This is a genomic window from Streptomyces longispororuber (assembly GCF_014656095.1).
In the GTDB taxonomy this organism is placed as follows: Bacteria; Actinomycetota; Actinomycetes; order Streptomycetales; family Streptomycetaceae; genus Streptomyces; species Streptomyces longispororuber.
The window spans coordinates 1-24,401 of sequence record NZ_BNBT01000024.1 but is presented as its reverse complement, the minus strand read 5'-3'; the positions used below and the strand labels follow the sequence as shown (position 1 = coordinate 24,401).

The window sequence follows — 24,401 nt, the reverse complement described above, 5'->3', positions numbered from 1 at the left end:
TCCTGGTTCACCTGCCGGGATAGATGGCCACGTCCGTGATGTTCACGGGGAAGCGGCCGATGACGCCGGTCTCACCGGTGAACAGGTTGACGTTGTAGAGGCTCGGATTGCCGGTGCCGGACGCGGGGCCGAGGATGGCGAAGCCCGCGTTCGAGACCGTCTTGCCGCCCGAGAGGGTGCTGTAGATGTCGAGGCCCGCGTTGGGCCCCGCGTCGACCCCGAGGGAACCGACCGGCGACAGGGTGCCGTTGTTGGCCGGGGCCTGGACGACGAGCTGGTCGTTCTTGGTGTCGATGTCGAACAGGAGGGTACCGGTGGCCCCGTTGAGGTCGTTGTTCGTGTACCCGGCCGCGCTGACGCCCCGCGTCCACCCGGTGATGGGCGGAGTGGTGAGGGCGATGTCTTCCTCCGTGGTGTGGGTGTTCAGGTTGTGCCGCAGGTTCTGGGCGCCGTCGCTGATCACCCTCAGCCGGTCGGCCGCCGGGTTGAAGTCGACGCCGAAGTTGGTGCCGAGCAGGTCGAACTGGAGCTGGGAGACCTTGGTGGCGGTCGGTTCCGGCACGTCCGGCGGCCACTTGAACGTGTAGATGCCGCCCTTGTCGCCGACCCCGTACAACTGGCCGTCCTGGACCCGGAAGTCGATGCCGACCACCTTCTGGTCGCCCTTGAGGCCGGTGATCTCCCGCACCCAGTCCAGTTGCTGCGGCTTGTCGGTCTTGAACGCGGCCATCAGGAGGCCGTCGCCGCTGATCCCGAACGCCTGCAGGCTGGGCGTGACGGCGGGCGCCGCCGAGCCGGTGCCGGGCGCCCCCATCATGAGCGCCGTCGACGCGGTGAGCACCGCGACCGCCGCCGCGCATCTCCTCCTGGCGCGCGATCTGCTGGAAACCTTCATGGTGTCTTCCCTCCCGTTGTGCCGGACTGCGTCGTGCCGGACTGCGTCTTGGGGCGGATGCGGGTTCTCCCGATCGCCACGGTGTTCCCCCCACGGGCGGGTACGCGGTTCCCATTAAGCCCAGGTCACCGGGGGCCGACAAGCGGATGCGGGGACAAGGCCGGCGCAGCCGGGGAACTTTGCGCACGGTGACAAACCGCGGCCCGCCCTCCCGGGTTATATGTGCGCGACATGTGCACGGCGACCGGTTCCCGCCTGTCGGGCCGTTCGCGCGCGGTGGGATGCTCGCGGCCATGAGGAGCCTCTTCGCCGAGCTGGCCCGGCAAGCGGCGGCCAGCGCACGCCGGGAGGTCGAGGCGTACGCGCGCGAGATCCCGGAGTTCGCCTCCCTGGACACCGACGCCCGCGCCCGGGCCGAGACACTGGAGTACGCGGTGTGGCTGCGCCGCCGCACGCTCGAACTCGCCCCGCACAACGCTCCGTTGACGCCGGACGACCTCGCCGCCATCGCCGCCATGGGCGAGGTGCGGGGCGGCTCGGGCATGTCCCTGGAGTCACGGCAGCGCGTCCTGCGCCTGCACACCGCGCTGATGCTGCGCGACATCCACGAGGCGGTCGACGCCCAGCGCGGCGGCGCAGCCCAGGAACTCCTGCGCGTCATGGGCTGGTTCGCCCCGCAGGGCGAGCGCGGCATCGGCGCCTACTGCCAGGGCTTCGTGACCGCCCTGCGCCACCGCCTGCCGTACGTCGAGCAGGTCGCCCTGCTCGCCAGGTCGCTCCTCACCCACGACCCCCTGGCGGCGGAGCTCGCCCCGGCCGTGGGCATGGAGCTGCCCCGGTGCTGCGCGGTGACGGTGATCCGGGTGGCGGACGGGACCGGCGGACACGGCGGGCCGCAGCGCGAGGTCGAGCACCTGGTGAAGGCCCACCGGGTGCCCATGGTGTGGTGCCCGGCGGGCGACGGGGGCGGGGAGCTGATCGCCCTGGTCCCCGCCACCGAGGAGACGCCGAAGCCACCCGGCGCGACCGGAGGGGCGTCCCCGCTCACCCCCGCCCCCGGCCGCACGCCCGCTGCGGCGCCCGCCTCCGGCCGCACACGCCCCGCGCTCGCCCTTGGCCGCACGCCCCCCGCGCCCGCATCGGGCCGCAGACGCCCTGCCACCACCCCCGGCCGCAGACCCCCCGTGCCCGCATCCGACCCTCCTCCCGATCACCCTCCCCCCGCTCCCCCGCCCGCCCACGAGCCCGGCCCGCCGCCCGACCCCGCGCCGGACCTCACCCCCGGCCCCTCACCCCGCCCCGCCTCCGACCCCGCGCCGGACCTCACCTCCGCCCCCGTACCCGACCTCACCTTCGAGGCCGTGCCCGACCTCGCCCGTGACCTCGTACGGGACTTCGCCGGTGCCGTCGGCCGCGCCTGCGCCGCGGGCATCGCCACCGCGCCGCTCGCGGAGCTCGCCGGCGCCCTCACCCGGGCCCGGCGGATCAGCAGGGCGGCGCCGCTGCGGCGCGCGCCCGCCAGGCCGCGGCCGCACACCACCGCGGACGTCTTCGTCGAACTCGCCGTCGCGGACGTACCCCTCGTCGACGCCTGGCTGGCCACCGTGGCCGGGCGCCTCGAACCCGGACCGGACCTCGTCGTCACCCTCGACGCGTACTACCGCCACGACATGGACCGGAGCGCCACGGCGGCCGCGCTCAACGTCCACCCCCGCACCCTGGACTACCGGCTGCGCCGGGTGCGGGAGCTCACCGGCCTCCCGCCGGGTTCGACGCGCGGCGTACGCATCCTCAGCGCGGCCGTCACCCGGCGCCTGGCGATGCGCTGAGCCACCGCCGCGCGCCCCCGCACGCCAGGTCAGCCACCACGCGCCCCCCGCCCGCCGGGACCAGGGGCCGGCTGCCACCGGCCCCTGAGACCACCGTCACACCTTTACGTCGGGTTTAACCTACGGAAACGTAACCTACGATGCCGTAGGTAACCTTGTTCGCGGTGACCGGTGCCGCGGGCCCCCCGCGCACCGTCCCGCCCGTCCCCACCCCACGCGTATGTCGTCCCCCCATTCCCCCTCTTCTGGAGCCCCTGTGACGCTCACCTCTCCCCACCTCGGCAGCCCGGACACCTGGACCGACGCCCGGTTGCTGTACGCGCTGGAGGAGGTGGTCGAGAAAGAGCTCAACCGCCACCTGAAGGTCGCCAAGGACTGGATGCCGCACGAGTACGTGCCGTTCTCCGACGCCCGCAACTTCCCCGGCCTGTTCGAGGACGGCGAGGCCTGGGAGCTGTCCCAGTCCCCCGTCACCGACGTCGGCCGGATCGCTCTCGTCGTCAACCTCCTGACCGAGGACAACCTGCCGAGCTACCACCACGAGATCGCCTCACTCTTCGGCCGCGACGGGGCGTGGGGCACGTGGGTGCACCGCTGGACGGCCGAGGAGGGCCGCCACGGCATCGTGATGCGGGACTACCTGCTCGCGTCCCGGGCCGTGGACCCGGACCAGCTTGAACGTTTCCGTATGTCGCACATGAGCGAGGGGTTCGAGTCCGACAACCGGCACTCGATGCTGCACTCCGTCGCCTACGTGGCGTTCCAGGAGCTGGCCACCCGCATCTCCCACCGCAACACCGGACACCAGTCCGGCGACCCGGTCTGCGACCGGATGCTGGCCCGCATCGCCACCGACGAGAACCTGCACATGGTCTTCTACCGCAACCTCCTCAAGGCCGCCTTCGAGCTCGCGCCCGACGCGACGATGCGCGCGGTGCGGGACGTGGTGGTCGACTTCCGCATGCCCGGCCACGGCATCCCCGGCTTCGAGCGGGCCGCCGCGAAGATGGCCATCGGCGGCGTCTACAACCTGCGCATCCACCACGACGACGTCCTCCAGCCCGTCCTGCGCTTCCTCAAGGTCATGGAGGTGCCGGGGCTCGGCCCCGACGGCATCCGCGCGCAGGAGGAGCTGGGCCTCTACCTCGACGGCCTCGACACGGAGGCCCGCCGCTTCGACGAACGCCTCGCCGCCCGCCGGGCCCGCATGGCCGCACGGGGCTGAGGGGCGCCGCCCCCGGACCGGGCCAGCCCCGGACCAGGCCGTCGGCGCAGCCGCGCCGGCGGCCCCGGGCGCGCGACACCGCCCCCTTCGGCGACGCCCTCCGTCCACCGCCAGCCGCACCGATGTACGACCCCCCGCCCCGGTGCCATGGTGGGCGGACGAGGCACCGTCGTCGACCCCTGGGGGTGGATGGGAGTGGCACAGTCGCACGAGTGGATGTTCTACGAGGTCATGTGGCGCGGGTGGGCCGACCGGGCGCGGGTGCCGTATCCCGTGCCGTGGTGGGCGCAGGCCGCGTTCCGGCGCTGGAGCGACGACTTCGACCGGGGTACGTACGCGTCGAAGGAGGCCGCCTTCGCCTCCAACGCCCTGTACCGGTACTGGCACATGGTGGGGGTGAAGGACCACCGCCAGGAGTCGCTGATCGGGCAGGCGGGCGAGATCGAGCCGGTCTACGACAAGTACAGCCTGACGTTCTTCCTGTACGACCCGGCGGCGGGCACGCTGAGCCTGCCGCAGCTCGCGGCGGGCGGCACGGTGGAGCAGCGGATCGAGGCGCCGCACCTGCCCGCGGTCGTCACGGCGTTCCGGGCGCCGGGCGGGGCCGCGTACGAGCAGCGGACCTTCGCGGCGGCGGTCGGCGCCCGGCAGCGGGACCTGGCCGTGACGCGCCTGGCCGTGCGCAGCCCGGACGGGCGCCCGCGCGAGGGCTGGCTGTGCGCGGCGGTGCTGCCCGCCGGCCCGAGCGGCTTCCAGCGCCACGACCGGCGCGGCGAGCAGATCACCGACCGCAGGCTGACGTTCCTGCGCTACCTGCCCGACGAGGCCCGCGTGGAGACCAACAGCGGCTGGGGCCCGGTGTTCGACACCCCGCCGGAGCACCACGGCGTGTACGGCAACCCGGACTTCACCCATGACCCGGCGGCGTACCTGCTGCGCAACCCGTTCCACGACCTGGCCACCGGCGGCAAGCTGAACGCGGCGCTCCAGGCGCAGGACCAGGTCGCGGGCCTGTGCAGCGCGGCGTTCGCGTGGCCGTTCCGGGTGGCGGGCGAGGAGGAGTTCACGCTGGACGCCCGGCTGCCCGTCGACCTGTACAGCGGGGCCGACGACCTGGCGGAACTGCGCGCCACGCCCGCCGACGCCCTGGAGGAGGCGCACCACGCGTTCTGGGCGGCGAAACTGCTCGGCCAGGGCGTGCAGCCCGACCTGCCCGGGCCGGTGGCGCATCTGACGGACCAGTTCCGGCAGGCGCGGGCCCAGTTGCTGGTGCTCTCCGACCACGGCGAGATCCACCCGGGCCCGACGGTGTACGACTCGTTCTGGATCCGGGACTCGTCGGTGGAGGCCACCGCGTGCTCCCTCGTGGGCGACACGGCCCTCGCGGAACACCAGTTGGGCACGCACTACCCGCTGCGGTTCAACCGCGGCACGGGCCGGATCGGGCCGTGCGCCGAGTACGGCTTCTACGGCGGCCCGCACGAGAAGGACGACCGCGAGTGGGACAGCAACGGCCAGGCGCTGTGGGCGATCGGCCGCTTCGACCGCACGCGCGGCCGGGACGCGGCGTTCGGCGCGAAGCTGTACACGCCGTACGTCGTCGACGCCGCGCGCTGGCTGCGCGACAACCGCGACGGGTACGGCCTGCTGCACAGCGGCTGGAGCGCCGAGCACCTCGGCGAGCGCGACAAGCCGCACTACTGGGACGACCTGTGGGGCATCGCGGGGCTGTACGAGGCCGCGCGCCTCGCCGAGCGCCTCGGCACCCCGGAGACGGAGGAACTGTGGGCCGCCTACGACGACCTGAAGGAGGCCACGGCCGCGTCCGTCCGCTGGGTGCTGGCCGAGCAGCGCCGCCGCGGCGAGTGGGAGACGTACATCCCGACCGGGCCCGGCGACGTCGGGCGGCGCGACTCGACGATGATCGGCGCGGCGGCGTACTTCCACCCGCTGCGGCTGCACATGGGCGCCAAGCTGGGCGGCGACATCGACCGGGCGGCCCGGTACACGCTCGACACGATGTACGCCCGCTTCGTCACCGGGGGCTTCCGGCACGAGGCGGCCTGGAACGCCTACGGCCCCTACCTCACCCTGCAGTTGGCGCACGCCTACCTGCTGGCCGGGGACCCGGGGCGGATGGACGCGCTGCTCGGCTGGACCGTGGCCGCCGCGTCGCCGCGCGCGGAGGACCGGGCCGTGGCGCTCGGCGCCTGGAACGAGCAGCACGCCTTCCCCATCGCCTCCGACTACGGCGAAGTGCCGCACCGGCACTGGTACATGGGCGACATCCCGCACGGCTGGGCGGCGGCGGAGTACCTGCTCCTGGTCCGCGACATCCTCTTCTTCGAGGCCGACGAGGACCGCGACCCGCACCTGTACGTCGCGCCGGGCGTGCGCCCGCACTGGGTGCCGGACGGCGGCACGGTGGCCGTGGCGGAGGCGCCGACGCTGTTCGGCGCGCCGTTCGGCTACCGGCTCGGGCACGACGCGGGTGAGCGCACGGTGACCGTGGACGTCACCCGGGCCCCGGAGGGCGTCCGGTTCGTCTACCCGTGCCGGTTCGGCCCGGTGCGGGCGGCCACGGCGGACGGGCGCGCGCTGCCGGTGTCCGGCGACGACGTGCGCGTACCGGCCGGGACGGGCCGGTTCACGGTCACGTACGGCTGAGTGCGGACGCGGCTCGCGCGGAGGCGGCGTGCGCGGCCGCGGCTTGCACGGACGCGAGCGGCCCGACGGGGGGCGGGCCGGGCCGGGCGCTCAGGCACGGCGTGCGGCCTTCTCACGGCGCAGGTTCTGCCGCTCCTTCTCGGAGAGCCCGCCCCACACGCCGAACCGCTCGTCGTTGTCCAGCGCGTAGGCCAGGCAGGCGGTGCGCATGTCGCAGAGGCGGCAGATGTTCTTGGCCTCGCGCACCGAGCTGCCGGGTTCGGGGAAGAAGAACTCCGGTCCGGTCTGTGCGCACAGGGCCTGCTCCTGCCAGGCGAGTTCGGTCTCGGTCACGATGGTGTCGAAGTGCATGCCGTGATCCTGGTGGGCGGAGCGAAACAACGGATCAACGTTCGCTCAACGGGGCGCGCGGGACCCGCCCGCGCGCGGCGTACCGGGGCCGATCGGCACCGCCCACGGTACGGGCCCACGCCGTGGCCCGTACCGGCTTACCGGTCCATGGGCGCGTCGCCCTCCAGGACCGCCGCGGCGCGACCACCGGGGCAGGGCCGCCCCTGCGAGGCCGCCCGCAGCGCGCCGGGCGGTGTCGGGGCTCAGCCCCGCTCGGGCTGCATCAGCGCGAACCGCGCCCCGTACGGATCGGCGAGCTTGGCGAAGGCGCCCACCTCCTTGAGGTCCATCCGCTCGGCCCGGACCGTGCCGCCCGTGGCGCGGGCCTGCTCCACCACCGCGTCGATGTCGTCCACCTGGAAGTACGGCATCCAGCAGGCGCCCGCCTCCCGCTCGACCGGGTCCTCGTCCAGCGGCCACACGCCGCCGAACATGTCGTCCGCGGAGCCCGCGCCCGGGTACACCATCGTGTACGTGCCGCCCTCGAAGGGCTGGCCGAGGGTCCGCCAGCCGAACACCGTGCCGTAGAAGGCCGCGGCCGCCTCGACGTCCGGCGCGTACAGCTCCGTCCACACCAGGGCGCCGGGGGCGTCCACCAGCTCCAGGCCCGGGTTCCGTCCCGGCTGCCAGACGGAGAACGCGGCCCCGCCGGGGTCGGTGAAGCCCGCCGTGCGGCCGAGGTCGAGGACGTCCGCCGGCTCCCAGGTGGTGCGCCCGCCCGCCTGCTCGACCTGCCGGGCGGTGGCGTCCGCGTCCGGTGCCCGGAAGTACACCGACCAGGCGGGCGCGCCCAGCTCGGGGGTGACGGTCATGCCGCCCGCGACCGTCCTGCCGTCACGCCGGAACAGGCCGTACCCGCCGACCTCCTCGCCGCCCTTCTCGAAGTCCCAGCCGAAGAGGCCGCGGTAGAACGCGGCGGCTCCGTCGATGTCCGTCGTCCCCAGGTCCACCCAGACCGGTGCCCCGGTGACATCGCGAGTGCTGAGCATGATCGACTCCTTTGTCGCACCCTGCCGTCTCCCTTCCGAGTCTCGCACCGGGCACTGACAATCCGCGCGCGTCGACCGGCACCCGACGCCGAAGCCCCGGCGCCCGTCGGCGGCCCCCACGCCCCGGTGCCCGTCGGCCGTCGCCGCGCCATGACCCGACGCGCCCGCCCAGCCGCCCGCGCTCCGCCGCGCCCGCGCGCGGCCGCCTCGCCCCAGGGCGATTTCCCGTCACCCTCCGCACAGCCCCGTCATCACCTTGTGAAGACGGACAAGATTCTGAGAGCGCTCTCAGTCACACCTCTTGACGTCTCGTTTTCCCGGCCGCGACAGTGGGGGCACCTTGAGGCACCACCGCGCTCCCGGGCCGCGCTCCTGCTCCCCTCCCCCCACGTTCCCGCCAGGAGAGATGCCGTGATCTCGCGCAGAGTGTTCCTGACGTCCACCGTCGCCGCCACCAGCGCCCTCACCTACCCGCTCTGGGGCGCCGCCCTCGGCCCGCGCGCTGCTGCGGCCCCCGCCACCTGCGAACTCGCCCTGCGCAACGCCTCGTTGCCCGGGCAGGTCCGCGCGTACGTCACGGGCCACGAGCCGGGCACCGGTCGCTGGCTGCTGCTCACGGCGGACGGCGGGGTCTACCGCCCCGCGTCCCCGCCGGCCCCGCGGACGCCGCTGCCCGTCGACTGCTCCATCCCGCTGGGCCCCGCGGGGTCGGCCCCCAAGGTGCTGACGCTGCCGCAGATGTACGGCGCCCGCGTGTACTTCGTGCGCGACGACAAGCTCGACTTCTTCCTGAACCCGGGCCCCGCCCTCGTCGAGCCCGCCTTCGCCACCCCGGCCGACCCGAACCACGGCCGCACCTGGTCGTTCTGCGAGTTCACCTTCAACAGCACCCAGTTGTACGCGAACATCAGCTACGTCGACCTGGTCACCGCCCTGCCCATCGGCCTGACCCTGGAGGGCGACGCGACCCACACCGTGGCGCCGCTGCCCGACGGCGCCGTCGACAGGATCGCCGCCGGCCTCGTGGCGCAGGCGGGCAAGGACGGCCGGCCGTGGGACAAGCTGGTGATCCGCCGCGAGGGGCGCGTCCTGCGGGTCGTGTCGCCGCAGAACGTCATGGCCCCGTACGCCGACCGGCCCGACCAGATGCCGTTCCGCGACTACTGGAGCGCCTACGTGGACCAGGTCTGGGAGAAGTACCGCGCCACCGACCTGCGCATCGACCTGCAGGGCGGGCGCGGCGTCCGCGCGGGCCGGGTCAGCGGGAACACCCTCACCTTCGAGGGCGGGCACACCTTCGCCAAGCCCACGTCGCGGGACGTCTTCACCTGCGACCACGGCCCGTTCGCCAACAACCCCGGCGACCCCGACGACAAGAAGGCGATCCTCGCCCGCCTCGCCGCCGGGTTCAACCGCGGCCTCATGCTCAGCCACCCCTCCCAGCCCAACGGCACCACCGCGGGCGACTACTACCGGAGCGCCGTCACCAACCACTGGGCGCGCCTGGTCCACGCCCACTCCCCCATCGGGTACGCGTTCCCGTACGACGACGTGCGCCCGGACGGCCAGCCGGACGTGTCGGGCGCCGCCCACGACGGCAACCCGCGGCGGTTCACGGTGACCGTGGGCGCCTGAGGGCCCCTCAGCCGCGGTCCTGCCGGTCAGCGCCCGGCCCGCGCACCACGGTGAGCAGGCCGTCGTGCCCGGCCACCGCCTCCAGGGCCAGCGTGCGGTACCCGGCCTGCTCGAAGAGGACCGTGATGCGGTCCTTGTCCTCGCTCAGCACCACGCCGTCGCCCCACTGCTCGTGGCGTACCTCGCTCCCGACGGGGTAGCGGGCCGCCGCCGGGTGCGTGGGGCGCTCGGCGGCCGGGTCCTCCGTACCGCTCTCGTCGCACCGGTCGCAGTTCCCGCACGGAGCCGGGTGGTCCTCGCCGAAGTAGCCGAGCAGGAGGCGGCGCCGGCAGCCCGTCGTCTCGGCGTACGCGCGGGCCATCTCCACCCGTGACCGGTCGGTGCGCCGGTGCGCCTGTGCCGCCCGCTCGGCCTCCTCGACCGCCTCGTCGGCCGAGACGCCGGGGGCCGGACGGACCTCTCCCTCCTCGCCCGTGGTGACGGCGTCGGCCTCCTCCATCAGATTGACCGCCGCGGTGACCCGGTTCCCGGACAGGCCCGTGTCCGCGCGCAGACCGGCCAGGTCCGCCGGGTCGTCGTCGTGGTCGCGGTCGTGGACGGCGTCGGCCACGGCGGACAGCGTGTCGTGGCCGGGGACGCGCCCGGCGAAATACGTCTGCATGCCGGTGTCCTCCGACCGGTGGTGCAGGACGGCGAGAGCCGGGCGCCCGTCCCTGCCGCCGCGGCCGATCTCCTGGTAGTAGGCGTCCAGGGAGCCCGGCAGCGCCGCGTGCAGCACGAACCGTACGTCCTCCTTGTCGATGCCCATGCCGAACGCCGAGGTCGCCACCACGACGTCCGCCGCGCCGGAGAGGAAGGCGTCGTGGATCCTGGTGCGCTCACCGGCGCGCAGCCCGGCGTGGTACGCCTCGGCGGCGAGCCCCAGGGCGGACAGCTCCTGCGCGTACTCCTCGCAGGCCTTGCGCGTGGCGGCGTAGACGATGCCCGGTTTGGGTTCGGCGGCGGCCCGTTCGACCACCGCGCGGCGCCGGTCGTCCTCGTCCAGGAAGCGGTCCGCCTCCAGCCTGATGTTCGGCCGGTCGAAACCGGTGACCAGCAGCCGGGGCTCGCGCATGCCGAGGCGCTCGACGATCTCCTTGCGCACCGGCGGGGCCGCGGTCGCCGTCAGGGCCAGCACCGGGGGCCCGCCCACGCGGCGCACCGCCGCCTCCAGGCGCCGGTAGTCGGGGCGGAAGTCGTGGCCCCAGGACGCCACGCACTGGGCCTCGTCCACCACGAACAGGGACGGGCCGGCCTCGGCGAGGCGCGCCAGCACCTCGTCCTTGGCCAGTTGCTCGGGCGACAGGTACACCAGCCGCGCCTGGCCGGCGCGCACCTTCTCCCAGGCCTCCTCCGTCCGCGCCGCACCGAGGTCGGAGTTGACGGCGACGGCGCCGGGGGCGCCCTCGCCCTCCGGGAGGCCTTCGATCTGGTCCCGCTGGAGGGCCAGCAGCGGCGAGACGACCACGACCGGGCCGGGCAGCAGGACGGCGGGGAGCTGGTAGACGGCGGACTTCCCGGACCCGGTCGCCATGACGACCAGCACGTCCTCACCGTCGAGCACCCACTCCATGGCGGTGAGCTGCTCGGGCAGGAGGCTGTCCCAGCCGAACACGTCGGCGGCGATCTCCCGCAGGCGCGCGCTCCGGTCCCGCTCCGCCCGTGACGCCTTTCGCCCCATGGCCCTCTCTCCTCACCGTCCGCTCGACTCTTCGCTGCTTCACTGCGGGCAACACCCCCCGGGGCCCTTCCCCGGGCTCCGGCACACCACGGCCGCCGAGCGGTTCGTCGGCGGCCGGTCAGTGGTGCGCGGCGGAACTACTACTTCCGCTCCTGTTCCTCGAAGTCCTCGGGGCGGACCCCGGCCTCCTCCATCGCCTCGCGGACGGTGCGCCCGGTCCCGCCCGCGGTGGACTCGTCCGCGGTGTCCGTGGCGTCCGTGTCGAAGACGGTGTCGTCGGTGGTCCCGGTCTTCGGCCGGTTCTCCTCAGGGACGGTCATGACTCTTCCCCTCACCTTCTGTCTGCTGTCTGCGCTGCCTGCTGTCTGCGCTGTTTGCGTCTGTGGGACGTCCGCCCGCGGGGTGTCCGCCGCTTCGGCTCGCCGCACCGTCGGACCGTCGCGCGGCTGCGCCCGCGGAAACGGCGTCCGTTACGCCCGTGGAATCCGTACGGAAGCCTGTACGTGGAAGCGCCGCGGAACGGACGGTCGACCCCTGTCCGGGGCCTTTCCCGAGGGGACGGCGCTCGACCGGTCCCGGTCGGCAGGGGCGGGGCACCGGCCCTGGGCCGAGGACGGCCTCGTCGTTCCCATCGTAGGAGGCGCGGGGTGGGCGGGCACGCGGACGAGATCTCCGCGTGCGCCCGGTACGCCGCTCACGCCCTCGGCGCGCCCCGCTCCCGCCCCGACGGCTAGGCGTGGGCGTGCCCGCGCCGGTGCCCCCGGCCGGTGAGCATCCGGTACAGCGCGAGGAGGATGACCGAGCCGACGACGGCCGCGACCCAGGTCGACAGCTCGAAGAAGCCGTCGATCGAGTCGACCCCGAAGATCACCTTGCCGAGGAAGCCGCCGAGCAGGCCTCCGGCGATGCCGATGAGCATGGTGACGATGATCCCGCCCGGGTCCTTGCCCGGCATGATCGCCTTGGCGACGGCTCCCGCGAGCAGCCCGACGACTATCCACCCGATAACGCCCATAGCGGTGTTTCTCCCTTGCAATCGATTCACCGCTCGTGTTTCCCGGCAGCACCGTGCGAAACGGGCGTGAGGGTCCGGATATCGAACGTACGGCGGCACGCGCCCGCGGCGGGGCCGCCCGTCGCCCTAGTCGAGCCGTTGGTGGTCGAGGACGTGCTCGGCGGTGCGCAGCAGGGGCTGGTTGTGACGGAAGGAGTGGGCGCGGAGGCGGGCCAGGGCGTCGTCCGGGGTGATGTCGTAGGCGGCGGCGAGGACGCCCGCGGCCATGTGGACGGTGGGCGGGTAGCCCTGCGGTCCGCGCCGGGCGGGCCGCGTGGGCAAGGCGGTGAGCAGGTGCGGGTGCTCCTCCAGGGCGAGCACGGCCAGGATGCGGGCGTACGCGGTGGCCCGGGTCTTCTCGGCCGCGGTGAACGGAGTGGGCGCGCAGCGGTAGAGGTCCACGGCGCCGACGGCGAGGACGCCGATGGTCAGGGGCAGGGCCAGGACGCCGTGCGCGCCCTGTTCCACGGCGAGGGGGGCGAAGGCGGGCCACCTGCCGCTCGCCCGGCCGAGCTCCGCCTCTTCGACGGGGGCCCGGCGGACGTAGGCGTCGGTGCAGGGCCCCTCGCCCGTGACGAGCTGCGCGTCCTCCACGGCCCTCGCGCGCTCGTCGGTCGCCGCGCCCATCAGCCGCAGCTCCCCGGCGGTGACCAGGGTGGCACCGGCGAAGTCGGCGCCCAGGTCGTCGGCGCAGACCTCACAGGCGCTGACGAGGGAGAGGCCGGCGGTGGAGGCGACGGAGCTGATGCGTTGCCACGCCGCGGCGTGGTGGTCGTTGTCCATCGGACCTCTGTCGCTCGGAGGAGGTGCCCGGGCGGCCCCCGGGACCGGCGCCGCGAAGCGTGTGCCGGCCCGGGGCGGCCGGTCAGGGGCGCTGGATGACGCGTACCACGTCCGACCCGTCGATCACCTGCCGGGACGGCGCGGTCAGCCGGAACTGATGGGCACGGGCGTGCCGGCGCGGGGCCCCGAACGCCTCGTCGGGGGTGGCCTGCCGGCGTTCGGCCAGGATGCCCTTGGCCTGCTCGATGACGACGCGGCTCGACAGGGCGGCCTTCGTCTGCGCCCGCTCGACGTCCGTGTGCACGAGGGTGCGGTGCTGCAGTACGGCGATGGTCGCCACGTCCGCCAGCGCCTGCGCCACGCGCGCGTCGGTCTCGCTGAGCTCCTGCTCCCGGGTGTCGAAGAGGTTCAGCGCGCCCACGACCCGCCTGCGCACCCGCATCGGCAGGGCGTGGCCGGTGACGAAGTCGCCCTGGCGGGCGCGTTCGGCGAAGCGCGGGAAGGCCGACACCTGGGAGGGGACCCGGAGGTCGATGTTGAGCCGGGCGGTGCCGGTGCGGTAGCACTCCACGCAGGGGCCTTCGTCGGTTGGCAGGGCGAAGAGTTCCAGCAGCCCGGTGTGCTCGTCGGAGGCCGCGATGAGCTGTAGTTTGCCGGTCGGGGCGGAGAGCATGACGCCCACGGCCGGCACGTCGAGCAGCTCGGTGCAGCGGTCGCACAGGTGGCGCAGGAAATCGATCAGGTCGACATCGTCCACCAGGGTGTCGACGACCTCGACCATGGCCGCCGGCCACTGTTCCGCACGGTTCATGGCCTTCCAGTCCCTTCGCCGGCTCCTGTCTCCGGCCCGTTCTCAGCGTCTCGGAAGTGAAGTCGCCTGGCCGTCACGTCCTCCGCGACCTCGGCGACCGTCCGCCCGTGCCGGAAGGCGTGGGCACGCAGGCGCAGCAACGCCTGCGCCAGGGGCACCGACGCCTGGACGCTGACCATGCCGGTGGCCTGGTGGACGACGGCACCGTAGAAGTCCGAGGTCTCGCCCGCGGCGAAGGCCTCCTGCTGCGGGCCGCCCCGCAGGAGGACGGCGGACAGGGCGTCGGCCACGAGCCACGCGTCGGTCATCGCGGAGTCCGGCAGCGGGCCGGGCACCGTGCGGTGCAGGGTCAGCGTGCCCAGGCAGGCGGACCCGACGCTCAGCGGGAAGCAGAAGACGGCGGCGATGCCCGTGGCCACGACCTCGGGCAGCAGCGCGGGCCACCGTCCGGGCGGCAGGCGCGACAGGTCCGGTGCGAACACCGGCGCGCAGGACGCTGCCACGTCGAGGCACGGGCCCTGCCCGAGGGTGTACTGGACGTCCGCCAGCCACGCCCCGGTGCCCCCGGTGGACCACAGCAGCTCACCGGGACCGCCGTCGGTCAGCACGCAGACAGCGACGCCGTCCACGCCCAGGAGCTGGGCGCACAGGTACGGGTCGGCGCTGATCAGGCCCGTGTCCCCGGGGGACGGCTGCAGGCTCTCCAGCACGGCAGCCAGGTTGTTGTCGGTCCCCACCGGCCCTCACCTCCGGCCCGTCCTCCTGCCGGGAAAGACGACCGCACACCCATGGGTCCCCAGCCCTCCCAGTCTAGGCACCACGCGCGCGGGGAGAGTCACTTCCGTCGGCCATGGTGGCCCGGGTGGCGGGCACCTGGCCGGGGCGGGGCGAGGTCCGCCGCCCGGCGGGGCCGCCGGGAGCGCGGGGACCTCCCTGACGCGCGGGGCGCGCCCCGCGCGCCCGCTACGCGGACTCGCGCCGCACCAGCTCCGTGGGCAGCACGACGCTCGCCGTCTCGTCGGCGTCGTCGGTCTCCGGGTGCCGTCCGGACCCCCGCGGCCGGCCGCGCAGCAGCATCGCCGCCATCAGGCGCCCCATCTCCTCGATGTCCTGACGGACCGTGGTCAGCGGCGGGTCGGCCTGTTCGGCGACGGGCAGCATGTCGTCGAAGCCGACCACGGCGACGTCGTCCGGTACGCGCCGTCCCGCCGCGCGCAGCACGCGCAGCGCCCCCGCCGCCGACAGGTCGTTCGCGGCGAACACCGCGTCGAGGTCGGGGCACCGGTCGAGCAGGTGCCGCATGGCGAGTTCGCCGCCCGCGGGGGAGAAGTCGCCCTCGGCGACGAGCCGCGCGTCCGGGGAGGGCAGCACGTCCCGGAAGCCCTCCAGGCGGTCGACGGCCGACGTCTGGTCGAGGGCGCCGGTGATGTGCGCGATCCGCGTGCGGCCGAGTCCGGCGAGGTGGCGCACGGCCGCGCGGGCGCCGCCGCGGTTGTCGCAGTCGACGTACCGGGCGTCGGCGCCGCCCGCCCAGCCGGGCCGGCCGCCGAACACCGTGGGCACGCCCGCGCCCTGGACGAGGCCCGGCAGCGGGTCGTCCAGGTGCAGCGAGAAGACGAGCGCGCCGTCGACGTGGCCGCCGGAGAGGTAGCGCCCCACGCGCGCGTGGTCGGCGCGGCCCTCGGTGAGCAGCAGCACCAGTTGGACGTCGTGCGCGGTCAGTTCCTTGCTGATGCCGCGCAGTTGGAGCGCGAAGAACGGGTCGGCGAACACGCGCGTCTCCGGTTCGGCTATCACGACCGCGACGGCGTCGTGGCGGCGGGTGACGAGGCTGCGGGCGGCCCGGTTGGGGACGTAGCCGAGCTCCTCCACGGCCCGTCTCACCTTCGCCGCGAGGGCTTCCCGCACCCCCGCCTCACCGTTCACGACCCGGGACACCGTCGCCCGCGAGACACCGGCCCGCGCGGCCACGGCCTCCAGGGTGGGACGCGCCACTGCCTCGCTCACCTTCGGGACTCCTCATCGGCGGTTGCCGGTCAGGATAGCCGCGGCGCACGCCCGTCCCGTACGCCCCCGAGCCACGTTCGCGCCGGGGGCGCCGCTCCGCCGTCCGGACGACAACGGGCGTCGGCGGGCCTGTCCCGGGAGGCGCTCGGCCCCGCTAGTGGTGTGGCTGTGCCCGTCCGCGGTGTGCCTGCTTCCGCTTCTTTGCCGCGCCTTCCCGTGTGCGGTGGGGGTGGTGCGGCTCGTAGTCGGGGATCGTGCCGTCCGGCTTCCTGACCAGGAACAGGCCCACCATCCCCATGTCCGAGTGGCTCTGCACGTGACAGTGGTACATCCACGCGCCCGCGCCGACTCCCTCTCCCGCGATCACCTGGAACCCGAACGAGTCACCCGGCCCGGTGATCTTGTCGTCGAGGATCTGGCTGGGGTCGTCGGGGCCGGTGAGCATGCCGGTGCGATTGTCGGCCCAGCGGTGACCGTGGAGGTGGAACGTGTGGTAGTACTCGCCGTGCGTGATGGACACGAACTCAACCCGCTCCCCCACGGTGGCCTCGAAGTGGGGGCCGGAGTGGGCGGGCCTGTTGTTGATCAGCATGTCGTTGAAGACGACCACGAAGGTCTTGTCGGGCAGGACGTCGCCCTCGCGGCGCACGATCACCGCCCCGTAGAGGCCCTTGCGGAGGCCGCCCGTGCCGTGGTCGGTGCCGACCACGTGGTCGTGGTAGTGCCAGTACCCGGCGGTGCCGGGGCGCCAGGTGCCGTCCTTGCGGCGGCCGGGCCGGTGCGTGCGCCAGGTGTAGGTGCGCCTCTTGCCGGGCGCCACGTGGGACGTGGTGTGCCGGGTGCCGTCGCTGGAGATCTCGTAGTCCATGCCGTGGACGTGCAGGCTGACGTCGGCGTCCGTGGTGTTCTCGACGTCGATGTGCAGCGTGTCGCCCTCGTTGAGCTCGATCAGCGGGCCGGGGACCGTCGCCCCGCCCTTCTCCAGGCCGTAGCCGAGCTGCCCGTCGGGGAGCTTCTCGGCGTACAGGGTGATGCGCCGGACCTCGCCGCCCGCCGGGGCCCTCGGGGGCGGCTTTTCGGCCGGTACGGCTTCGGGCGCCAGGGCCGACATCGATGTCACCCCGGTCGCGGCGGCCGCCCCTCCCGCGAGCATCCGCCGGTTGAAGCTGCGTCTGTCCATGCCGAACTCCCCCATGTCGTAGGGCGATTGGCTCCGCGTACGGGCGCGGTCGCGGCGCGCGAGGTGTGGGATCCGGCCACACGCTAGCGGCAGGCCCCGCGTTTATCCACACACAGGACAAAGGTCGACGGAGTCATGTCATAGCTCTTGGCCAGCCGTCGAAAGAGGGCTAGCTTCAGCGGCGCCGTTGCTGTATCCGCCAGAGCCGTGACCGACGAGGGGTGGGTTGCTCATGCGGCTGACACCGCATCACACGCCCCCAACCGTACGCAGGTTGGGCAGAACCAGGCACAGAGCGTCCAGAGCGCGCAGCACGTCGGGAGCACACAGGTCCGCGCGCCGCGCCGGGGCGGCCGCCCTGGTCGCGGGCGCACTTCTCACGGGCGCCCTGTCGGGCCCCGCCTCGTCCGCGCGGCCCTTCCCCGAACCCGTGCGGACAACGATGTCGCTGCCGTCCCCGCCGGGCGGCGCGGCCGTGCGCGTGCTCGTCTTCCACGGCTCCGCCGCGCCCGGTGACGAGTCGCCCGTCGTGGACGCCGCCATCGCCGCGATCGAGGCGATCGGCCGGTCGGGCCCGGCCGCCGAGCGGTTCGCGGTGACGGCGACCGACGACCCGGCCGTGTTCACCGACGCCCGGCGGCTCGGCAGGTTCCACGCGGTCGCCTTCGTGACCGGCGGCGGCGACGTGCTCGACGCCGAGCAGGAGGCGGGCCTTGAGGCCTACATGGAGGCCGGCGGCGGCTTCCTCGGCCTGCACGACGCGGCCCGCGCGGAGCCCTACTCGAGCTGGTTCACCGGGCTGATCGGCGCCCGCCCGAAGGACGAGGACCCGCCGGCCGCGCAGCGCGCGACCGTCGAGGTCGGCGACCGGCGCCACCCGGCCACCAAGGACCTGCCGCTGGAGTGGAAGCGCCCCGACCGGTGGCTGAACTGGGAGACCAACCCCTCGGGCGGCGTGCACACCGTGGCGCGCGTACGCGAGTCGACGTACAGGCCGGGCGCCGGCGCCAACGGCTGGGACCACCCGGTCTCCTGGTGCCGCGACTACGACGGCGGCCGCTCCTTCTACACCGGCATGGGCGGCACCCCCGACGCGTACGACGAGACGGACTTCCGGGCGCATCTGCGCGGCGCCCTGCTGTGGACCACCCGCCTTGCGCGCGCCGACTGCAAGGCCACCATCACCGCCCACTACAAGGCCGAGCGCGTGACCCGGCCCAACCAGCCAGGGCAGAACGACCGGATCGGCGAGCCGCACGGCCTGGTGACGGCGCCCGACGGCACGGTGTTCACCATCGGCCGCGGCGGCGCCGACTCCTCCCGGCCCGTGGTCACCGACTGGAACGACCCGGACGTCGGCAAGGGCCGCGGCGAGATCCACGTCCACGACCCGCGCACCAAGGAGTCGACGCTCGCGGGCGCCGTCACCGTCTTCGGCAACAAGGGCGGCGGCGGTGAGCTGGTCAAGAACGAGGAGGGCCTGCTCGGCATCGAGCTGGACCCGCGGTTCGAGGACAACGGCTGGGTGTACCTGCACTACACGCCGCACGCCCGCATCAACCGCGACACGCACATGGGCGAGCGCTACGTCTCCCGCTTCACGTACGACAAGGGCACGCGGAAGCTCGCCATGGACAGCGAGAAGGTACTGCTCAAGTGGCCGGTGCAGATCCACAGTTGCTGCCACGCGGGCGGCGGGATGACCTGGGACTCCCGGGGGAACCTGTACATCGCCACCGGTGACAACAACTCCTCCGGCTTCAGCGAGGGCTACGCGGGCAACAACCCGCAGCCGAACTTCAAGGGCGTCTCCTTCGCCGACGCCCGCCGCACCGCGGGCAACACCAACAACCTCAACGGCAAGATCCTGCGCATCCACCCCGAGCCCGACGGCACGTACACGCTTCCCGAGGGCAATCTCTTCACCGGCAGGGAGCCGGACGAGGGCGGCGGCAGGACGCGCGGCGAGATCTACGTGATGGGCGTCAGGAACCCGGCGCGCATCTTCGTCGACAAGAAGACCGACATCCTCTACGCGGGCTGGGTGGGACCCGACGCGAGCCGGCCGTCGACGACGTGGGGCCCCGCGAAGTACGACACGTTCGCGGCGATCACGCACGCCTCCAACCGCGGCTGGCCGTACTGCATGGGCAACAACCAGCCCTACCGCGACCGCAACCTGCCGGACCCGGCCAAGCCGCTGGGCTGGTACGACTGCCGGAACCTGCGCAACGAGTCGCCGAACAACGACGGCCTGGTGAAGATCCCGCCCGCCGAGCCCAACACCATCTGGTACTCCCCCCAGGGCGGCGGCATCGACTACCCCCGCGACGCGAACGGCGTCCCCAGCTACGAGACGTCCGAGCAGAGGCAGCTCCTGCCGTGGCTCAAGGGCGGCGGCCAGGCCACGATGAACGGCCCCGTCCACCGCCACGACCCGGCGGGCGCGGGGCCCGGAGCCTGGCCCGCGTACTGGGACGGCAAGTGGTTCGTCGGTGACTTCTACGACGGCGAGCAGCCGCGGCACGCGGTGCTCACCGACCCGAAGACGGTCGGCAAGGGCGGGCTCCCGGTGCACGCCGAGTCCCTGCGCAAGATCGTTCCCGTGGGCGACGACGGCATCAAGAACCTCATGGACTGGAAGTTCGCGCCGGACGGCTCGCTGTACGTCCTCGACTACGGGCGCGGCTTCTTCACCTCGGACGCCAAGTCGGCGCTGTGGCGCGTGACGTACACCGGCGGCGAGGCCACCCCGGCCGCGGGCGACCTGGCCAGGAAGGCGCGACGATGAGAACCGCTCCCCCACGCGTGTGGCCGGTGCTGCTCGCGGCGCTCGCGCTGGTGCTCGGCCTGGTCCCGGCGGCCACCGCCCGGCCGGACGAGCCCCGGCTCCAGCAGCAGACCCTGACCTGGACCGCAGACAACGACATCGACGCGTACCGGTCCGCGCCGACGACGGCGGTCGCGGGCCGGACCACGATCGTCTTCGAGAACAGCGTGGCGACCGGCAACACCACCGGCATGCCGCACACGCTGACGTTCGACGTGTCCGACCCGGAGTACAACGACGACGTCGCGCTGAACATCCTCGCCAACCCCGGCGACGACCGGGGCGGCAGGCACACCGCCGAGGTCACCCTCACCCCCGGCCGTTACCGCTACTACTGCACCATCCCCGGGCACGGGGCGATGCAGGGCGTCCTCGTCGTGACCGAGGACGGCGGGCAGGACACGACCGCGCCCGAGACGAAGGCGCAGGTCGACGGCGCGACCGACGGCGACGGCGCGTACGTCGGCTCGGCGACGGTCACGGTGACGGCCACCGACGCGGGCTCGGGCGTCGACAAGGTCGAGTACGCCCTCGGCGCGGACGGCGCGTGGCAGCCGTACACCGCCCCGGTGGTCGTGAACACGGTCGGCGCCCACAAGGTCCGCTACCGCGCGAGCGACAAGGCGGGCAACGTGGCCGCAGAGAAGGCGGTGGACTTCCGCGTCGTCGCGCCGCCGAACGACGACAGGACGCCTCCGGAGACCTCCGCCACCGTCACCGGCGAGCAGAACGGGCAGGGCCAGTACGTCGGCATGGCGACGGTCACGGTGGCGGCCTCCGACGCGGGCTCCGGCCTAAACACGGTCGAGTACGCGCTCGGCGACGGCGCCTGGACCGCGTACACCGCGCCGGTGATGGTGCACGCGCCCGGCTCCCACACGGTGCGCTACCGGGCGTCCGACAAGGCCGGGAACGTGGCGCCCGAGAAGTCGGTCGCGTTCACGGTGGTCGCCCCGCCCGCGGAGGACAGGACGCCGCCCCAGACCTCGGCGAAGGTCGAGGGCGACAAGAACTCCGACGGCGCCTACGTCGGCCGGGCGAAGGTGACGGTCACCGCCACCGACGCGGGCTCGGGCGTCGACAAGGTCGAGTACTCCCTGGACGGCGGCCCCTACGTCGCGTACGCGGCCCCCGTGGTCGTCGACCGCGTCGGGCGGCACACCGTGGCGTACCGGGCGAGCGACAAGGCGGGCAACACGGCGCCCGCGAAGTCGGTGGCGTTCACCGTCGCCCAGGGCGGCGGAGTGCCGGGTCCCGCCTGCCCCGAGTACGACGAGCGGTCGACGGTCTTCGTCGGCACGGTCGACACGGGCATCCCGAACCGGGTCACCGACAACCGCTGCCGGATCGGCGAACTGATCGAGGACGAGAAGGACTGGTCGTCGCACGCGCTGTTCCTCAAGCACGTCAAGGCGGTCACGGACCGGCTGAGGAGGGCGGGCGAGATCGACCGGCGCGAGCACACCGCGATCAACCGCGCGGCGAAGGACTCCGGCATCGGCGAGCCCGGCCAGACCGAGGGCTACCGCCCCCTCTTCGACGGTACGCGGCAGTCGTTCGCCAGGTGGCAGCATGTGGGCGGCGGTTCGTTCGAGCTGAACGCCGACGGCACCATGACGTCGGGCACCACCAGGAGCGGTCTCGGCATGCTGTGGTTCCCCGCGCGCAAGTACGGCGACTTCTCGCTGAAGCTCCAGTGGCGCGACGACGCGCCCGGCCAGGGCAACGCCAACTCCGGTGTCTTCGTGCGCTTCCCGCAGGTCCACGACCACCCGGAGGAGCCGCGCCCGGAGTGGGTGGCCATCAAGTACGGCCACGAGGTCCAGGTCCTCGACCGCCCCGACGGCGACATGTACAAGACCGGGTCGGTCTACGGCTTCGACCGCGTCGGCCTCGCGGGCGCGGGCGTGACGCCGAAGGGCACCTGGAACGACTACGAGATCCGCGTGGTCGGCCAGCACTACGCGGTGTACCGCAACGGCGTGCTGATCAACGAGTTCGAGAACGGCGGCGGCCAGGTCTTCGAGCCGCCGCGCGCCGACGACCCCGGCACGGACGGCCGCCGCTACGCGACCGGCTACGTGGGCCTCCAGGTCCACGGGGTCACCGACGTGGTGTCGTACCGCGACATCCGGATCAAGGAGCTGTGACCGCTCGGGGCGTCAGGGCGGGTTCAGCCGTCGTGCCGGGCACGGCTCGGCTGGACCCGCTTCGGCTCGCCGGGCATCTTCGGGTACTCCGGCGGATAGGGCAGGTCGCCGAGGCCGTGGTCGTGCTCGTCGCGGTCGGCCCGCTCCAGGAGCTTCTCCAGCGAGTAGGCGTGCTCGTCCATGTCGCGGTGCAGGTCGCCGAGTTCGGCGAAGCGCGCGGGCATCGTCCCGAGGTCGAAGTCCCGGGGCACGGCGTCGTCCAGCTCGTCCCAGCGCAGCGGCGCGGAGACCGGGGCGTGGGGGCGGGCACGGACGGAGTAGGCGGAGGCGATGGTGCGGTCGCGGGCGGTCTGGTTGTAGTCGACGAAGATCCGCTCGCCGCGCTCCTCCTTCCACCAGGCGGTCGTCACCTTCCCCGGCATGCGCCGCTCCAGCTCCCGGCCGCAGGTGATCGCGGCCCGGCGGACCTCGGTGAACGTCCAGCGCGGCGCGATCGGCACGAACACGTGCAGGCCCCGGCCGCCGGAGGTCTTCGGCCAGCCGCGCAGGCCGAACTCGTCGAGCAGCGCGCGCAGTTCGTGGGCCGCGCGGACGGCGTCGGCGTAGTCCGTGCCGGGCTGCGGGTCGAGGTCCAGGCGCAGCTCGTCGGGGTGGTCGAGGTCGCCACGGCGCACCGGCCAGGGGTGGAAGGTGAGGGTGCCGTACTGCGCGGCCCACACGACGGCGCCGACCTCGGTGGGGCACATCTCGTCTGCGGTGCGGCCGCTGGGGAAGGCGATGGTGGCGGTCGGGATCCAGTCCGGGCGGTTCTTGGGGGCGCGCTTCTGGAAGAAGTGCTCGCCGGTGACGCCCTCCGGGTAGCGCTCCAGGGTGGTGGGCCGGTCGCGCAGCGCGCGCAGGATGCCGTCGCCCACGGCGAGGAAGTACTCCGCCAGGTCCCGCTTGGTGAAGCCGCGCTCGGGGAACAGCACCCGGTCCGGGCTGGAGAGCCGTACCGTCCGCTCGCCCGCCGTCAGCTCGATCGCCGCGCCCGCACCCATGCGGCCACGGTAGACGGGCCGCCCGAAGAGCGCATATCGGGCGGTTTCCCCCACCTCGGCGCAGAATCGGATCATGGACCTGCCGGTGATGCCGCCCGTGAAGCCCATGCTCGCCAAGTCCGTGGCGAAGATCCCGCCGGGCATGCAGTACGAGGCGAAGTGGGACGGCTTCCGCGCGATCGTCTTCCGGGACGGCCCCGACGTCGAGATCGGCAGCCGCGGCGCGAAGCCGCTGACCCGCTACTTCCCGGAGCTGGTGGAGGCGGTGCGGGAGCGGCTGCCGCAGCGGTGCGTCCTGGACGGCGAGATCGTCATCGCGCGCGGCGGGCGGCTCGACTTCGACGCCCTCACCGAGCGCATCCACCCGGCTCAGTCCCGGGTGCGGACGCTCGCGGAGCGGACCCCGGCGTCGTTCGTCGCCTTCGACGTGCTCGCCCTCTTCGACGAGGCGCTGTGGGACGTGCCGCTGCGCGACCGCCGCCGCCTCCTGGTCAAGGCGCTGGAGGGCGTCACGGCCCCGGTCCACCTGGCGCCCGCGACGCTGGACCGGGAGGTGGCGCGGGAGTGGTTCGAGAGCTTCGAGGGGGCGGGCCTGGACGGGGTGGTCGCGAAGCCCCTGGACCTCGCCTACCGGCAGAACGAGCGCCTCATGTACAAGGTCAAGCACGAGCGGACGGCGGACTGCGTGGTCGCCGGGTTCCGCTACCACAAAAGCGGCCCGGTGGTCGGCTCGCTGCTGCTCGGCCTGTACGACGACGCGGGTGCGCTCCAGCACGTCGGGGTGTGCGCCGCGTTCTCCATGAGGCGGCGCGAACAGCTCGTGGCCGAGCTGGAGCCGCTGCGGATGGACTCCGCCGCGGAGCACCCGTGGGCCGCCTGGACGGACGAGGCCGCCCACGAGAGCGCGCGGCTGCCCGGCGCGGTGAGCCGGTGGACGGGCAAGAAGGACCTGTCGTGGGTGCCGCTGCGCCCGGAGCGGGTGTGCGAGGTGGCGTACGACCACATGGAGAACGGGGCGCGCTTCCGGCACACGGCCCAGTTCCGCACCTGGCGGCCGGACCGCGACCCCGCCTCGTGCACGTACGCCCAACTGGAGGAACCGCCCCGCTACGATCTGGCCGAGGTGCTGGGGTCGCCGCCGGGCGGTGCCGCCGGGCGGAGCCGCGGGGCCCGGCCGCCGGGCGGGGGCGGTGCCG

The 24,401-nt window shown here is 73.6% G+C and carries 19 protein-coding genes; 7 read left to right on the top strand and 12 right to left on the bottom strand.

The window, feature by feature from the left end; translation table 11 throughout:
- Nucleotides 1-7: 7 nt before the first annotated feature.
- Nucleotides 8-895: a DUF4394 domain-containing protein gene (locus IE330_RS11055; RefSeq protein WP_229925553.1), complete on the bottom strand. Its 888-nt coding sequence runs from the start codon at nucleotides 893-895 to the stop codon at nucleotides 8-10.
- A 293-nt stretch (nucleotides 896-1,188) separates the two neighbouring features.
- On the opposite strand from IE330_RS11055, the gene IE330_RS11050 reads away from it, so the two are divergent.
- From IE330_RS11050 to IE330_RS11040, 3 genes are all read left to right on the top strand, one after another.
- Complete coding sequence (locus IE330_RS11050; protein ID WP_229925552.1) at nucleotides 1,189-2,724, top strand: PucR family transcriptional regulator; 1,536 nt, start codon at nucleotides 1,189-1,191, stop codon at nucleotides 2,722-2,724.
- 256 nt (nucleotides 2,725-2,980) lie between these two features.
- The gene (locus IE330_RS11045; RefSeq protein ID WP_190135739.1) at nucleotides 2,981-3,949 is read left to right on the top strand and encodes an acyl-ACP desaturase; all 969 of its coding nucleotides are present in this window, start codon (nucleotides 2,981-2,983) and stop codon (nucleotides 3,947-3,949) included.
- A gap of 195 nt (nucleotides 3,950-4,144) precedes the next feature.
- Nucleotides 4,145-6,616: a glucosidase family protein gene (locus IE330_RS11040; RefSeq protein ID WP_229925551.1), complete on the top strand. Its 2,472-nt coding sequence runs from the start codon at nucleotides 4,145-4,147 to the stop codon at nucleotides 6,614-6,616.
- 90 nt (nucleotides 6,617-6,706) lie between these two features.
- On the opposite strand, the gene IE330_RS11035 is transcribed toward IE330_RS11040, so the two are convergent.
- Together IE330_RS11035 and IE330_RS11030 are read right to left on the bottom strand one after the other, a co-directional pair.
- On the bottom strand, nucleotides 6,707-6,967 hold the full coding sequence (locus tag IE330_RS11035; RefSeq protein ID WP_190135738.1) for a WhiB family transcriptional regulator: 261 nt from the start codon (nucleotides 6,965-6,967) through the stop codon (nucleotides 6,707-6,709).
- Between the two features lie 242 nt (nucleotides 6,968-7,209).
- Entirely contained in the window at nucleotides 7,210-7,995 is a 786-nt protein-coding gene (locus IE330_RS11030) for a VOC family protein (protein ID WP_190135737.1), read from the bottom strand.
- Nucleotides 7,996-8,406: 411 nt separating this feature from the next.
- Between IE330_RS11030 and IE330_RS11025 the strand changes: the two genes are divergently transcribed.
- Nucleotides 8,407-9,630 carry a glycoside hydrolase family 64 protein gene (locus tag IE330_RS11025; protein ID WP_190135736.1) on the top strand — a complete coding sequence of 408 codons (1,224 nt, stop codon included), beginning with the start codon at nucleotides 8,407-8,409 and terminating at the stop codon, nucleotides 9,628-9,630.
- 7 nt (nucleotides 9,631-9,637) lie between these two features.
- Here IE330_RS11025 and IE330_RS11020 read toward each other — a convergent pair whose 3' ends face one another.
- The 8 genes from IE330_RS11020 to IE330_RS10985 all read right to left on the bottom strand — a co-directional run bounded on the left by IE330_RS11020 (nucleotide 9,638) and on the right by IE330_RS10985 (nucleotide 17,185).
- Nucleotides 9,638-11,350, bottom strand: a complete 1,713-nt coding sequence (locus IE330_RS11020) for a RecQ family ATP-dependent DNA helicase (protein WP_190135735.1) — start codon at nucleotides 11,348-11,350, stop codon at nucleotides 9,638-9,640.
- A gap of 140 nt (nucleotides 11,351-11,490) precedes the next feature.
- Entirely contained in the window at nucleotides 11,491-11,670 is a 180-nt protein-coding gene (locus tag IE330_RS11015) for a hypothetical protein (protein ID WP_190135734.1), read from the bottom strand.
- 410 nt (nucleotides 11,671-12,080) lie between these two features.
- On the bottom strand, nucleotides 12,081-12,365 hold the full coding sequence (locus IE330_RS11010; RefSeq protein WP_190135733.1) for a GlsB/YeaQ/YmgE family stress response membrane protein: 285 nt from the start codon (nucleotides 12,363-12,365) through the stop codon (nucleotides 12,081-12,083).
- Between the two features lie 126 nt (nucleotides 12,366-12,491).
- Nucleotides 12,492-13,187, bottom strand: coding sequence for an ANTAR domain-containing protein (locus IE330_RS11005; RefSeq protein WP_190135732.1), 696 nt, complete (start codon nucleotides 13,185-13,187; stop codon nucleotides 12,492-12,494).
- An 82-nt stretch (nucleotides 13,188-13,269) separates the two neighbouring features.
- The gene (locus IE330_RS11000) at nucleotides 13,270-13,998 is read right to left on the bottom strand and encodes a GAF and ANTAR domain-containing protein (RefSeq protein ID WP_190135731.1); all 729 of its coding nucleotides are present in this window, start codon (nucleotides 13,996-13,998) and stop codon (nucleotides 13,270-13,272) included.
- A complete protein-coding gene (locus IE330_RS10995) occupies nucleotides 13,995-14,735 on the bottom strand; it encodes a GAF and ANTAR domain-containing protein (RefSeq protein ID WP_190135730.1) in 741 nt (246 codons plus the stop codon). Before IE330_RS10995 ends, IE330_RS11000 begins: the two co-directional genes overlap by 4 nt.
- Nucleotides 14,736-14,961: 226 nt before the next feature.
- A complete protein-coding gene (locus IE330_RS10990; protein ID WP_190135729.1) occupies nucleotides 14,962-16,005 on the bottom strand; it encodes a LacI family DNA-binding transcriptional regulator in 1,044 nt (347 codons plus the stop codon).
- Between the two features lie 154 nt (nucleotides 16,006-16,159).
- Nucleotides 16,160-17,185 (bottom strand): multicopper oxidase domain-containing protein, encoded by a 1,026-nt coding sequence (locus IE330_RS10985; protein ID WP_190135728.1) that lies wholly within the window; start codon nucleotides 17,183-17,185, stop codon nucleotides 16,160-16,162.
- Between the two features lie 232 nt (nucleotides 17,186-17,417).
- Here IE330_RS10985 and IE330_RS10980 point away from each other — a divergent pair, with 232 nt between their 5' ends.
- Together IE330_RS10980 and IE330_RS10975 are read left to right on the top strand one after the other, a co-directional pair.
- Nucleotides 17,418-19,976 (top strand): ThuA domain-containing protein, encoded by a 2,559-nt coding sequence (locus IE330_RS10980; protein ID WP_190135727.1) that lies wholly within the window; start codon nucleotides 17,418-17,420, stop codon nucleotides 19,974-19,976.
- Nucleotides 19,973-22,165 (top strand): OmpL47-type beta-barrel domain-containing protein, encoded by a 2,193-nt coding sequence (locus tag IE330_RS10975; RefSeq protein WP_190135726.1) that lies wholly within the window; start codon nucleotides 19,973-19,975, stop codon nucleotides 22,163-22,165. Before IE330_RS10980 ends, IE330_RS10975 begins: the two co-directional genes overlap by 4 nt.
- A gap of 23 nt (nucleotides 22,166-22,188) precedes the next feature.
- Here the strand turns inward: IE330_RS10975 and ligD are convergent, their stop codons facing one another.
- A complete protein-coding gene (ligD, locus tag IE330_RS10970; RefSeq protein ID WP_190135725.1) occupies nucleotides 22,189-23,205 on the bottom strand; it encodes a non-homologous end-joining DNA ligase in 1,017 nt (338 codons plus the stop codon).
- Nucleotides 23,206-23,278: 73 nt separating this feature from the next.
- On the opposite strand from ligD, the gene IE330_RS10965 reads away from it, so the two are divergent.
- Nucleotides 23,279-24,401: ATP-dependent DNA ligase (locus IE330_RS10965; RefSeq protein WP_190135724.1), on the top strand; the 1,123-nt coding region annotated here is incomplete at its 3' end.